Raw genomic sequence first — 13569 nt, forward strand, 5'->3', positions numbered from 1 at the left:
GGCGAACTGGCGCTTACGTCGGTCTTAGGTAGTTCGCTGCACTGTTGTCCCATTGCATACCTGTCGGGAGGACGAGATGACCCCTGGGCCGGACGGATTCGGCACCGCGGAGACCCTGGCGAACGAGCCGCCGCCCGGACGCCGCTTCCCCCGCTCCCTGCTGCTCGTCGCCGCCACCTCGCTCGCCCTGGTCACGGGTGCCGGCGTGGCCGCCGCGGCGGTGCTGTCACCCGCGCCGTCACCGTCGCCGTCGGCGAGCCCGTCCGGTACGCCGTCCGCCACTCCTTCCGGGGCCCCCTCCGACAGGGCGCCGGGCTGGAGACACAGGACGGGCATCGGTGGTCCGCCCATCCACGGCGAGTACGTCGTCCCCGACGGTGCGGGCGCGTACGTGACCGTCGCCACCCAGTACGGCGACGTCACGGCCGTCGACCACGACTCGGTCACCGTCAAGAGCGAGGACGGCTACACCAAGGAGTACGCGGTCAACGCCGACACCCGGATCAACCGCGGCAGCGGCGGCATCGACACGGTCAAGACCGGGCAGAAGGTCATGGTCATGGCCAAGGTGGACGGCGGCACGGCCACTGCCGTCGCGATCCGCGACCGGACCCTGCGCGACCGGACCCTGCGTGACGGGACCCCGCCCGACGGGACGCTGCGGGACGGGCAGGGCCGGTTCGGTCGGGGAGACCGCCGGCACCGGGGCGACCAGCCCGGACAGCCCACCTCCTCGCCCTCACCGACCGCCGCCCCCACGACGACCTCCTGACACCGGCCCGAACCGACACCGGCCCGAACCGACACCGCCTCCGGCGGCCCGGCCGGTCGTCCCCGGGGCCTGGCGGGCGAGCGGGCGGCTGCCCTAGGGTGGGCTCCTCAACAGCTGATCATGAAGAGGAGTTTGCCGATGCATGCCTTGCGGAAAGCGCTGCGGAAGGTCACCGCGGTCGCCCTGGGCGCCGGTGTGCTGGCCGGATCGCTCGTGGCGTGGAGCGCCCCGGCGTCGGCGGGCGTGGCCTGCGGCGGGACGCGCATCGAGTCGCAACCCCTGAAGAACGTCTCCGGAACGACGATCGGCTGGCTCAACGTCTACTGGGACGGCACCAACAACTGCGCCGAGATGCAGTCGTCCGGAGCCACCTGGGGCAAGCGCAAGTGGATGGTCGCCGCGATCTCCTCGTGCCGCCTGTCCGACAAGGGCTCGACCTACTGCCACACCATCGACGACGACTCCAACTCCGGCAACTTCGAGTACTACGCCGGCCCCGCCCGCGTCAACGGCGTCGGCCGGTGCATCGCGGCCTGGGGCGAGATCAGCGACCTGCCCGGCGACAACCACGTCTACCAGGTGTTCACCAAGCCGTACGTCGGCCACTGCTGACCTGCCGCCCCCGGCCGGCCCGCGCGGCGTGCACGGCCGGGGCATGGTCGCGGAGCCGGCCCACCCCCGCGAGGCCCTTCACCGCAACCGAGCATCGGACCGGCTCGTCAGCGGCGCCACGTACCGGTTCCGGCACCTGACCCCGCCCGGGAACGCCGGCGACACATGAGCCGCCGTGATGACCCTGTCAGGACCGGCGGACCGCGGAGACGTCGAACTCCAGCGTCACCTTCGGGCTGACCATGATCCTGGTCGCGGCGTTCCAGTTCACGCCCCAGTCGTTGCGGTCGATCGTGACACTTCCCTTGAAGCCGACCCGGATGCCGCCCCGCGGGTCGTTCCCCGCGCCGGTCAGCTCGAGGTCCACGGTGACCGCTCTGGTCACGCCGCGGACGGCCAGGTCGCCGGTGACCTCGAAGCGGGTCTCGTCGACCTGCTCCACCTGGGACGAGGTGAAGGTGATGGCCGGATGGTGGTCGATGTCCAGGAATGTGCCGCGCAGCTGGTCGTCGCGCTGCCGGTTGCGGGTCTGGATGCTCCTCGCCTCGATGGTGAGGCGTGCGCTGGACTTCGACGGGTCGTCGCCGTCCAGGTACGCGCTGCCCTCGAACGCGTCGAACTGCCCACGCACCCTGGTCGCCATCGCGTGCCGGGCGACGAACCCGATCCGCGTGCGGGCGGTGTCGAACACGTAGTCGCCGGTCAGCTCGCTGAGCTTGGTCATGGTTGACATCGCTCGGTCACTCCTGCTGGGAAGGGGTCCTTGTCGTCTGTGCTCCACTGGCAGTACGACGAGGCAGCCCCTCGGAATGTCAGGCGAGCCGCCGGCCTCACATTCCGGGGGGCTGTTCCGTCGATCTGGTGAGAGCAGCCGCGACAAAGGGAAAGTCGGCGACACCATGAGCACCACCGCATCCGGGTCAGGAGATGACCGGTTCGACCCGAGCCTGAGCGCGATCATGAGCGAGCGGCGTCAGCTGATCAATGTCGCCTACCGGCTCCTGGGCTCGCTGGCCGACGCCGAGGACGTCGTGCAGGAGACCTACGCGCGCTGGTACGCCATGTCCCGGCAGCAGCAGGAGGCCATCGAGTCACCCGGCGCCTGGCTGACGACGGTCGCCGGCCGCATCTGCCTCGACCTGCTCGGCTCGGCACGGGCCCGGCGGGAGAAATACGTGGGTGAATGGATCCCCGAGCCGCTGCCCGACCGTACGGAGTGGATCAGCGGCCGGCCGGGCGGCACCATGGCCGACCCGGCCGACCGGGTCACCCTGGACGAGTCGGTCAGCATGGCCTTCCTCGTCGTGCTCGAAGCGATGACCCCGGCCGAGCGCGTCGCGTTCGTCCTGCACGACGTCTTCCGCTACTCCTTCGCCGAGGTGGCCGACATCGTCGGCCGCAGCCCGGCGGCCTGCCGCCAGCTGGCCTCCTCGGCCCGGCGCCGCCTCCGCGCGTCGCAGACTCCCGCGATCCCGCCCGCGCGTCAGGCCGGCCTCGTCCGGGACTTCAAGATGGCGTGGGAGGCCAAGGACATCGACGCCCTCATCGGCCTGCTGGCCCCGGACGCCACCGCGATCGCCGACGGCGGCGGCCTGGTCGACGCCATGCTGCTCCCTGTCAAGGGCGGCGAGCAGATCGCGCGTTACCTGGTCGACATCGCCGCCAGGGCGACCGATCTGACGATCCTGGAGCGCACCGTCAACGGCCGGCCCGGCCTGGTGGCCCAGCAGGACGGCGTCACCGTGCTGGTGATGGCGTTCGACGTCGCGGCGGACCGGATCACGCACCTCTGGGCGGTACGCAACCCCGACAAGCTCCGGCCCTGGACGACCGGCTGACGCGCGCCGGCGGGTGGTCACCACGCTGCGCGCGGTGAGTTGCCCTCACTCGGACGCTCGCCGACGGTGATCGGCACCGAGCCGGCCGCGCCGTCGGCGAGGCCAACCCGGTAGGCGCGCCACCCGTGCACGTACAGGAGGTGCTCGCCGGTCCCGTCGACGCTGAAGCGCAGGCTCAGCGAGGCGTCGCGCGGCAGCTCCGGCCGGGCCAGGACCTGCGCCGGCCCGCCGGTCACGGGGACGCGTTCGACGGTGTGCCCCGAGGCGTAGATCAGCGCGCCGCCGTCGGGGGTGTGGGCCACCGACTCGATCGGCCTGGCGTCCATGGAGCTCTTGACGATCCGGGACGCGGCGCTGTCCGGGCCGGTGCCCAGGCGGGCGAGGTCGAGCAAGGCGAGGGCCCGGCCACCCAGCACGCAGGCGAGCGAGCGGCCGTCCGGGGCCCAGGACAGGCCCGTCACCATGGAGTGCGTCAACGTCTTCCAGTCTCGGCGCCGGCCGGTGGCGACGTCGAGCACGGAGATCTTGGCGCCACCTCCGATGAGCGGCGTGGAGTAGGCCAGCCGGGTGCCGTCGGCGCTGAGGGCGAGGTCGTAGATCGCACTGAGGTCGTCGGGGTCGGTCTGCGTGACAGCCACCGGCTTCCCGGGGCGCCCGTCGTCGCCGAGCCGCACCAGGAAGAAGCGGATTTCCGTCTTCGGTCCTGTCCAGCCCGCGATGGCGAACGTGCGGTTGTCCCGGGCGGCGGCCACGAGGTGCCAGGAGCTGGCGATTCCGGGCGGCAGCGAGATGTTCGCGACGAACGCCCCGGTCTCGGCGTTGTGCACGGCGGGCGGCACCGGCGTGAAGACGCCGCTCTTGGAGCCCTCGGGAAAGTGGACGAGCGGAGTTCGCGCGGAGACGAAGAAGCGCGGCCGGCCCGTCGCCGGCAGGGGTGTTCCGGTCGCCATGGGATCGGCCAGGGAGGTCGCCATCGGGAACGGGTGCCGTACGGGGCCCGAGGACATCATGGGCGAGGGCCGCGGCAGGAGCACCGTGGAGGACGGCTGCGGCGGGGAGGCCGGCGGCTGGGGCGCGTTGACGAGCGACACCCGGTCGGCCGAATCGGCGCACCCGGCGACCAGGACGGCCAGGGCCAAGCCCGCCAGCGTGGCGGACGCACGGGAGGACATGCAGCGATCATGTAGGAGAGCGGCCTTTTTGACCAGGGCGAGGCCGTCAACCGGATCGACGAGCTGGTTCGACGGCCGACGCACGCCGGAGGCCGCCGCCCCTCAGGTCCCGGTCGATCTCGTCACCGGGCTCTGCGGTGGTGTCGGCTGCTCGCCGTGCCAGCTGGCCAGGAAACGGAGCGCTGCGTCGCTGGGCGAACCCGGCTCGGCCAGGTAGGTCACGAGCACCTGGTCGGGATCGTCGCCGACCCGCAGGCTCTCGTAGTCGAGGAGCAGCTCGCCGACGAGCGGGTGATCGAGGTGGACCCTGCCGTTCGAGCGTTCCCTGACGTCGTGCTCGGCCCACAGGCGGCGGAAGTCGGAGCTCCGCATCGACAGCTCCCCGATCAGCGTGGCGAGCTCCTGGTCGTCGGGGTGGCGGCCGGCGTCGAGCCGCAGGAAGGCCACGGTCTCTCGGGCCTTGTCCTCCCAGTTGAGGTAGAGGGCCCGCACGGCGTCGTCGAGGAACACCAGGCGCGCGCAGTTGATATCCTCTTGCGCCGTATCGGAGCCGCCGAACAGCACAAGGGCGGCCAGCCGGTTGCAGGCGAGCAGCTCGCTGCGGCGGCCGATGAGGAACGCGGGACACCCGTGCGCGTCGAGCAGCCGCTGGATCGTGGGCCGCACGCGCTGCGACGGCCTTCGCACCGTACGGGACCGGCGCACAGGGCGGCCCACGTTGCGCAGGTGGGCCTGCTCGGCCTCGTCCAGCCGCAACGCGCGGGCGATCGCGCCGAGGATCTCGTCGGAGACGTTGGTGGCACGCCCCTGCTCCAGGCGCACGTAGTACGGCACGCTCACCCCGGCGAGCAGGGCCACCTCCTCGCGGCGGAGGCCCGCGACCCTCCGGCGCTCCCCGTAGGTGGGGAGCCCGGCGTCCTCGGGCCGCACGCGTGCCCGGCGCGAGCGGAGGAACGCGCCCAATTCTCGGTCCATGTCCACGCCCCCCAGTATCGGACATTTCGCCTGCGTTCCCCTGACCCTGCCAGTACCACCCTCACCAAGGTCCTGGCTGTCCCCGTACGGCAGGCCGGAGCATCGTGCCGAACACAGGAGATGTCGAGCACTTGGGAGCAAGCGATGACTGTTCTGTCCCCCCTCGCCGGTCGGCGCGCGGTCGTGACCGGGGCCTCGTCCGGCATCGGAGCCGCCACCGCCACGCTGCTGGCGGCGCAGGGCGCGCGGGTCGCCCTGGTCGCCCGCCGCCGGGACCGGCTCGACGCCCTGCGCAAGGAGATCGAGGACGCGGGCGGCCGGGCCGTGCCGATCGCCCTGGACCTGGCCGGGGCCGAGCCGGGCGCGATCGAGTCCGGCGCCCGGCTGGCGGCCCGGGAGCTGGGCGGCGTGGACCTGGTGGTGAACGCGGCGGGAATCCTGTCGCCCGGCACGCTGGCGGACGGTCCGGTGGACGAGGGGGAGCGCCAGATCGAGCTGAACCTCACCGGACTGCTCCGCCTCTCCCGGGCCCTGCTGCCGGACCTGCTCGAAGCCGCAGCCGCCGGAGGCGCCGCCGACCTCGTCAACGTCTCGTCCGTCGCGGCGAGCCGGGTGGAGTTCGGCACCGCCGTGTACGGGGCCACGAAGGCGGCCGTCACGCATCTGTCCAGGCACCTCAGGCTGGAGCTCGCCCCGCGGAACGTGCGGGTCACCGACGTCCAGCCGGGGATGGTCGTCACCGAGCTGCTGTCCGGCTCCGAGCTGGGGACCGCCTGGGCCGAGGACATGAAGACGCGGATCGACCCGCTCACCCCCGAGGACGTGGCGCAGGTCATCGCCTTCAGCGTCGGCCGGCCACGCCACGTCAACCTGCCCGAGATCATCGTGATGCCGGCCAAGCAGCCGTGAAGGGCGAACGCGCCGCCGGTCAGGCCCAGCCGTAGACCGATCTGATGGCCGAGGCGATCTCGTTGACCAGGGTCATGTTGTTGCCGTTGGCCAGGACGGCGTAGCCGGCGCCGAGCTCCGGATAGCCCTTGACCACGGACTTGAAGCCGTAGTTGGAGCCGTCATGGGTGTAGGAGAAGCTCTTCGTGCCGGCGCCGGCGATGAAGAACCCCCGGCCCATGGTGGGCTCGGGGCCCGCGCTGAGCAGCGTGCGCACGGAGGCCCTGCTGAGCGGGCCCGCGATGTCGCCGGAGGCGGTCCACGCCCGGTTGAGGTAGGACACGAGACGGCACAGGTCGAGCACGTTCGTGTAGAGGCCGGCGGCGGCCGACTCCGGATAGCGGTTGCGCCTGCCGGGGATCACCGCGCCGGCGGCGGTGTGCCCGGCGGCCAGCTCGAACCCGGGCGACAGCGCGTACGAGCTGGTCTTCATGCCGAGCGGCGCGAACACCTCCTTGTCCATGTACTGCGCCAGCGGCAGGCCGCTCTGCTGCTCCACCATCCGCTGGAGCAGCACGAATCCCGCGCCGGAGTAGTGGAACCCGGCCCCGGGGGCGGTGGTGAGCTCGATCCCCGGCGAGTTGCCCTCGCCGTTCATGACCTGGAGCAGTGACGGGACGGTCGCGCCGGGGCCGTACCCGGCGAACCCGCCACCGCCGGCGTCGAAGCCGGAGCACGCCCCCGCCGGGGAGGTGGAGCCGCGCCCGATGACACCGGCCCGATGCGTCAGTACGCGGTCGATCGTCGGCACCCCGGTCGCCGGGACGCACGAGCGACGCGGCAGGGTCCACCCCAGGTAGGGGCGGATGTCGTTGGTCAGGGGCAGCTTGCGCGTCTGCATGAGCCGCAGGACGCCGACGGAGGCCACGGCCTTGCTGATCGAGGCGGCCTGGAAGGCGGTCTCGGGATGGGCGGCGGCGCCGCTGCCCGCCTCCAGCCAGCCGTACCCGGTGGACCAGGCGATCTTGTTGCCGACCACCACCGCGACCGCCACTCCGGGCGTCTTCCACGCGCTCATCCGCTGCCAGACGGTCCCGCCGCCCACCGCGTTCTCGACCTGGCGGACCCGGTCCGCGGGCAGCGCCGGCACCTTGCCGCGCGAGCTCACCGACCAGCCGCCGGTGGGGGAGAAGGCCAGGTTGTGCGGCTGCCAGCCGTTCCCGGCGAGGTCGTTCAGCTCCTGGAAGCAGGCGTCGTCGATGCCGCGCGCGTGGAACTCGTCCTGCGCGACGACCACCCACCCGCCTGCCTTGGGGAAGGCGACGCGGGTCACGCGGCGGCCGTGCGTCAGGTTGCGCATCATCTGGTAGCACTCGTCGTCGATGCCCCGGGCGTAGTGGCCCTTGGTGTCGGCCACCACCCAGCGGTTGCCGCCCGCGGGCGGGAAGGCGACGTCGACGACCTGGAGCCCGGCGTCGTAGCAGGCGGTGAGGCGCTGGTGGCACTCGTCGGGGAGCCCTCGGGCGGACATCCCCTTGTCGCCGGTGATCACCCACCTGTCGCCGCCCTCGGGCGGGAACGCCACGCAGTGGATCTTCGTGCCGTTGCCGATCATCCGGCCGAGCTCGGCGAAGCAGGCGTCCGGGATGCCGCGGGCGAAGTAGCGGCCGTCCTGGGTGACGACGACCCAGCCGTTGGACGGCGTGAACGCGAACGCCGTGATGCCGTACGGCGCCAGCTCGCCCGTCTTCGTGTGCGCCTCGGCGGGGACGCCGCTGTCGGCGTACGGGTAGCCGGCGGCCTGCGCCGCCGAGCCGGGATCCACGGCGGCCAGCCCGGCGCCTACCGCGGCGGTGCCGGTCAGGGTGAGAAAACGTCTCCGGTCCATGGGCGAAACTCCTCGATGATCACCAGGTGCGGATGCATCATGGCAGATCGCCGAGGGGTTCGCGGCGACGCGTCAGAGCGGCAGCGGGATTCAGAGCGGCAGCGGGATGCGGTCGAAGAACCAGTACAGGCTGACCGCCACGATCGGGACCGACAGCGCGGCCACCGCCCAGCGGGCGGCGGACGTCCGGCGCAGCAGCACCAGCAGCGGGAACAGCGCGGCGATGATCGCGAGCTGCGTCACCTCGATGCCGAGGTTGAAGCTCAGGAGCGACAGGAGCAGCTCCCACGACCCGCTCCGGTCGAGGTCCAGCGCGCCCGCGAAGCCCAGCCCGTGGACCAGGCCGAAGGCGAAGACGATCGGCAGCCGCCAGCGGCCCAGCCGGTCCTCCTGGCGGCCCAGGAGGTTGGCGAGCGCCACGACGGTGATCGACACCGCGATGACCGGCTCGACGATCGCCGCGGGCACGTCCACGATGCCCATCGCCGCCAGCAGGAACGTGATGCTGTGGGCGGCCGTGAAGGCCGAGGCGGTGAGGACGATGTCGCGCAGGCGGCGCGCGCCGATGAGCAGGGACAGCAGGAAGAGGATGTGGTCGAGGCCGAACAGCAGGTGCTCGGCGCCGAGCAGGGCGAACTCCCCGACCTGGGTCGATGCCCGGCGCTCGCCGATCCGCAGCGTCGGGCTCCCGGCGACCAGGACCGCGGAGCCCTTCTCGCCGTCGAGGTCGTAGCGGACGATCGTCTCCGTGCTGTGGACGAAGCTCTCGGCGTCGGGGAACAGTGCGCTGGAGATGGCGTGAGATCCCTCGCCGCCGCAGGCGTAGGCGAGGGTCAGCACCGCGAAGGCCGCCTCGCCGCGGACGCGCACGTCCGCGTCGTCCGCCACCGTGGGCGTGCACGGCTTGTCGTCGTACGCCACGGCGAAGCGGCCCGTGACGTAGCCGATCACGGCGTCACGGTTGACCTTGAGCTGGCGGAGCTGCTCCGTCCGCTCCTTCGCCTCGTAGGCCTCCGCGTAGAGCCAGGCCGACTTCATCAGCAGGTCGTACTCGAGGTCGAGCACGACCCTGACGTTCCGGCCCGTGCCGGTCACCTCGGCGTGGGCGGTCGTGGTGGCGTCGTGCGCCGCCGCGGGAGCGGCGTGCGCCAGGTCGGCCGGCGCGCCGCCGAGGATGACGGCGAGGACGATGGCGGACAGCCAGCTCCTGCGAGGCATGTGGTGTCTCTCAAGGTTCGGGGACAGGGGCCGCCCCGGACGTGGTCCGGGGCGGCGGGGATGGGGATGGAGGTGTGGCTAGTGCTGGAACCAGCGGTACATGGGCGACTCCTGGCCCCACGTGCCCGGGCGGCCGTGCTCGTCCTTCGTGACGAAGACGCTCGGCTCGGAGGCGGTCACGCCGCCGCCGGCGGAGCGGGCCGTGACGAACCAGGCGTAGGCCGTGTCGTCCTTGAGGCGGTCCCAGGTCACCGAGGCGACCTGACCCGACGGCACCGTGCTCCTGCCGATGATCCGCGTGGGCTTGTACAGCGCCAGCGAGTCGGTCTGGAAGCTCGTCGTACGGGAGGTGAGGTCCACCGGCAGCACCATGTTGTCCTCGCGCCCGTCGTAGCGGCGCAGCGGGTCGAACTCGGAGGCGCCGAAGTCCTTGAGCAGCGGGGAGTAGGTGTCCACGCTCAGCTCGGCCCGCTTGACGTTGAACTGGAGCAGCCGGAAGAAGCTCGCGCCGAACTGGAGCTGGTCCTCCGGGTTGTACCCGCCGACCTCGGTGAGACCGAGCCGGTCGGCCGACACCGTGTAGAACTGGTAGTCCGCCAGCAGCTCCACGACGCGGTTCCGAGCCGGCCCACCTTCGGCTTCACGTTGGTGCCCACGCCGTGCTCGTGCCCGGCGAGGATGAGGAAGACGTTCGGGTTCTTCTCGACCACGGTCTTGTACAGCATCGAGCCGTCGGGTGCCGAGAATCCGGTGCCGCGCCCGTCGGGGTTGGTGCTCGGCACGAGGTAGTCGTGCGAGAGCAGGATGCCGTTGCGGTCCGGGAACTTCTTGAAGACGGAGTCGGCCCATTCGGCCTCCTCCCTCGTCACGCCGTACGACAGGCCGACCACCACGAAGTCCAGTCCGCCCGCGGAGAACAGGTCGTAGTGGTTCTGGTTGTCGCCCTCCTTCCACGGGCCGCCGTACTCGGCGTGCTGCCAGCCCTGCGCCGCCGTCCGGTACCGGCCGGGGCCGTAGTACTTGTTGTAGATCGCGTCGGGCCCGTCCTCGGTGCCCGACTGGTTGTCGTGGTTGCCGGCGATCACGCCGTTCGGGATGTTCGCCTCGTCCAGCACGCGCTGCTGCTTGGAGGAGACCTCCATCTCGACGATCTGCCGCTGCGTGGCCTCGTCGGCGGGCTTGCGGATGTTGTTCTCGATGATGTCGCCGGTGTGCGCGACGTACGAGATCTTGCGCTGGGCCTTGTTGTCCTTGATCCAGTTGACGATGCCGGCGTAGGCGGACTCCCACACCGCGCGCTCCTCGGCGGTCTCCTGCTCCACCGCGCCCTCGGAGATGTACTGCGTGTCGGTGAAGTGGACGATCGAGAAGTCGTACGTGGAGGGGTCGGCGAAGGCGTTCGGGTCACCGGGGTCGATGTCGTCGGCGAACGGGTCCTCGGCCGTCACCATGACGTGGACCTGCTGCCTGTCCACGTACTCCTGGTCGACGACGGCGGTGAGAACGGTCCTGCCCTCGGCCGCGCCGCCACGGGCGCTCGTCAGCAGGTCCCACGCCTTTGTCTTCGTGTTCCACACGCGCAGCGACGCCAGGCGCTCGGGGTCGATGACACCCTCCCAGCGCAGGACGGGGGAGTCCACGTGCCCCTGCACCTTGACGTCGTAGCGCTGGTAGACGAGATCCTGGCCGGCGGGCGCGTCGAGCGTCCTGCCGTCGGCGGGTTCGAGCGCGTCGGTCTTGACGCGCTGCTCGCCCGGGACCTGCAGGGTCGTGGGGACGGACGGGGCCGTGCCCTGGAACACCTGGTTCGGCGCCAGGATCTCGGCCGCGGAGAACGTCGCCGTGACCTTGCCCCCGTCGGGCTCGGCCACCTTCGCCGACAGCTTGACCGGATCGGACACGTCGACGGCGCCCAGCGCCGGGGACAGCTCGGCGGGTGCGTCCGGGATGCCCGCGGACTCGAACACGATGTCCCGGGTCGTGGTGTTGCCGAGCCCGTCGGCGCCGGTCACGGCCAGGGTGTGCTTGCCGGCGCTCAGGCCCGGGCCCACCGCGGCGCCCAGCTCGACCGGCCGGCCGTCGAGCTTGACGTCCGGCCCGGACACGACGCCGGAGGCGTCCTCCAGCTTGACGTCCAGCACGACCGAGGCGGTGATCTTCTCGTCCGCGGCCGGGACGCTCCTCGCGACCTTCGGGGCCGAGTTGTCGGTGATCAGGACGCGGGTGGCGACCTGGCCCGCGGCCGACGTCGCGGCGATGGTGTGCTTGCCGTCCTTGAGGGCCGTGGTGTCGAGGTCCGCGCGCAGGCCCCGGGCCGGGGCGTCGACGAGGAATTCGAGGTCGATCTCGGTCAGCGGGTTCACGTTGTCGCCGCAGTTGCCGTCGCCCATGACGTACGAGGTCTTGAGCAGCTGCCCGGTCGCCTTGCCCTGCGCGGGGGTGAGGGCGATGTTGGAGATCGTGAAGTCGTCGCGGTTGTTGCCGCACGACGTCGGGAAGGTGCCGGCCACGAAGTCGATCGTGTTCCAGCCGGGCACGAGGAACTCGTTCGGGATCGTGAAGTCCACGCGCTTGCTCACGAAGTCGCCGTCGAGCACGACCTTCTGGCCGTTGACGAGCACGAAGTTCTGGTAGCGCGCCTCGATTGAGTTGCTGCCCACGTTGAAGCTGAGGGTCGCGTCGCCCGAGCCGAGCGTCTCGACGACGGTCACCGCCGGGGCGTCGATCGTGTAGCGCAGCTCGGCCTCGCGCAGGCGGCTCTGGTCGCCGCCGCAGTCGCCGTCGCCCATCTCGTACGACGGCTTGACGTCCCGGCCGGTCACGGTGGCGCCGTCGAGGGCGAGGGAGAGGCCGGCGATCGTGAAGTCGTCACGGTCGTTGCCGCAGATGTTCTTCCAGTCGCCGGTGACGACCTTGATCGTGTTGTCGCCGGGCATCAGGTAGCGGGCGGGGACCGCGATGGTCACGCGCCGGCTCGCGTAGGTGCCGCCCAGGTCGATGCGCTTGCCGTTGACGAGCAGGAAGTCGTCGTACTTGTCGTTGATCGAGTCCGCGCCCACGTCGAAGGCGAGCATCGCGGCGCCGTTGCCGAGCGTGGGCTTCGTGGCGGGCTTGTCGCCGTCGACGGTGAGGGACTTGACGCCGTCCCCGCCGCCGGCCGGTACCGTCGCGAAGACCGGCTTGGTGCCCGCCACGAGCGTGCCGTCCGTGGGGAGCAGCCGCGGCGCCCCGGCCGGGGCGTTGTTCACCGTCACGGTGTTCTTGACGCTCAGCCCGGAGGCGGTCGTCGCGGTGATGGCGTGCTCGCCGTTGGGCAGCGTCGTGGTGTCCACGTCCGCGGTCAGGCCCGTGGTGGCCCGCGGGTCGGACTGGGTGAAGAACGTGAGCGTGACCCGCTTCAGCAACGTGGTGTTGGTGCCGCAGGTGCCGTCGCCGAAGGACAGGGTGTACGGGTTGTCCTCGCCGTCCGCCACCTCACCGAGCAGTTCGAGGCCCACGTCGGACAGCACGAAGTCGTCGTAGTTGAGGCCGCAGGACGACTGGATCGCGCCGAGGACGATCTCGACGGTGTTCTCTCCCTTGACGAGGTGCTCGTTCGGGATGTCGATGGTCGCCCGCTGGTTGACGAAGTTGCCGATCTCGCTGCGGTACCCGCCGTTGACCAGCACGTAGCTGTGGTACTGCGCCTCCGTCGAGTTCGAGCCGACGTCGAAGCGGAGCTTGGAGACGCCCACCGTCCGGGTCGCGTCGAGCGCGGTGCCGTCCACGGCGAGCTTCGTGACGCTGTCACCGGCCGTGGCCGGGACCGCCGCGACCTTGGCCGTGCCCTCCAGGTACGAACCGTCGGCGGGGGTGAGCGTCGGCGGGGTTCTGGTACCGGTGCTGGTCGGCGTCGGGGTGGGCCGTCCCCGTTCCTGTTCCGCCGGGCCCGGGTCGGCGTACGCCGCGGTCACGAAGCTGCTCACGAGGAGCGTCGCGACCGCGGCGGCCGTGACCAGACGAGCTCGTAAGCCACCCGACGACATTCGTGCTGCCATTGGCTGCATCAGGTGCAGTCCCTTCCATCGTTCATAAGCAGCCGATAAGGCGGCATGCTCTCGGGCGGACACACTGGAGCGCACGAGTGAACGGTGTGCGTGGAGAGGCTGAAGGGAACGGAAACTATCCGCTCATTCTGGTCATCTGTCACGAGACAGGCACAACAAG

General features: G+C 71.2%; 10 protein-coding genes. 4 read left to right on the plus strand and 6 right to left on the minus strand.

Translation table 11 applies throughout. The features are described 5' to 3' along the window. Positions 1-76: 76 nt before the first annotated feature. Positions 77-772, plus strand: coding sequence for a hypothetical protein (locus MTP10_RS27205; RefSeq protein ID WP_310712526.1), 696 nt, complete (start codon positions 77-79; stop codon positions 770-772). A gap of 138 nt (positions 773-910) precedes the next feature. After that, entirely contained in the window at positions 911-1384 is a 474-nt protein-coding gene (locus MTP10_RS27210; protein WP_310712527.1) for a hypothetical protein, read from the plus strand. A gap of 187 nt (positions 1385-1571) precedes the next feature. On the opposite strand, the gene MTP10_RS27215 is transcribed toward MTP10_RS27210, so the two are convergent. Continuing rightward, positions 1572-2117 carry a YceI family protein gene (locus tag MTP10_RS27215; RefSeq protein WP_310712528.1) on the minus strand — a complete coding sequence of 182 codons (546 nt, stop codon included), beginning with the start codon at positions 2115-2117 and terminating at the stop codon, positions 1572-1574. A gap of 166 nt (positions 2118-2283) precedes the next feature. Here MTP10_RS27215 and sigJ point away from each other — a divergent pair, with 166 nt between their 5' ends. Continuing rightward, on the plus strand, positions 2284-3222 hold the full coding sequence (gene sigJ / locus MTP10_RS27220; protein WP_310712529.1) for an RNA polymerase sigma factor SigJ: 939 nt from the start codon (positions 2284-2286) through the stop codon (positions 3220-3222). A gap of 17 nt (positions 3223-3239) precedes the next feature. Here sigJ and MTP10_RS27225 read toward each other — a convergent pair whose 3' ends face one another. Both MTP10_RS27225 and MTP10_RS27230 read right to left on the minus strand, forming a co-directional pair. Then, on the minus strand, positions 3240-4394 hold the full coding sequence (locus MTP10_RS27225; RefSeq protein WP_310712530.1) for a hypothetical protein: 1155 nt from the start codon (positions 4392-4394) through the stop codon (positions 3240-3242). 102 nt (positions 4395-4496) lie between these two features. Next, a complete protein-coding gene (locus tag MTP10_RS27230; RefSeq protein WP_310712531.1) occupies positions 4497-5369 on the minus strand; it encodes a helix-turn-helix transcriptional regulator in 873 nt (290 codons plus the stop codon). A 144-nt stretch (positions 5370-5513) separates the two neighbouring features. On the opposite strand from MTP10_RS27230, the gene MTP10_RS27235 reads away from it, so the two are divergent. Next, positions 5514-6278, plus strand: a complete 765-nt coding sequence (locus tag MTP10_RS27235; RefSeq protein WP_310712532.1) for an SDR family oxidoreductase — start codon at positions 5514-5516, stop codon at positions 6276-6278. Between the two features lie 19 nt (positions 6279-6297). Here the strand turns inward: MTP10_RS27235 and MTP10_RS27240 are convergent, their stop codons facing one another. From MTP10_RS27240 to MTP10_RS27250, 3 genes are all read right to left on the minus strand, one after another. Beyond that, positions 6298-8145 carry a serine hydrolase domain-containing protein gene (locus tag MTP10_RS27240; protein ID WP_310712533.1) on the minus strand — a complete coding sequence of 616 codons (1848 nt, stop codon included), beginning with the start codon at positions 8143-8145 and terminating at the stop codon, positions 6298-6300. Between the two features lie 90 nt (positions 8146-8235). Next, positions 8236-9363, minus strand: a complete 1128-nt coding sequence (locus MTP10_RS27245; RefSeq protein ID WP_310712534.1) for a HupE/UreJ family protein — start codon at positions 9361-9363, stop codon at positions 8236-8238. Positions 9364-9821: 458 nt separating this feature from the next. Continuing rightward, positions 9822-13328 (minus strand): metallophosphoesterase, encoded by a 3507-nt coding sequence (locus MTP10_RS27250; RefSeq protein WP_310712535.1) that lies wholly within the window; start codon positions 13326-13328, stop codon positions 9822-9824. Positions 13329-13569: the final 241 nt, after the last annotated feature.

Origin of the sequence: Nonomuraea sp. 3-1Str (assembly GCF_031570565.1) — a bacterium.
In the GTDB taxonomy this organism is placed as follows: domain Bacteria; phylum Actinomycetota; class Actinomycetes; order Streptosporangiales; family Streptosporangiaceae; genus Nonomuraea.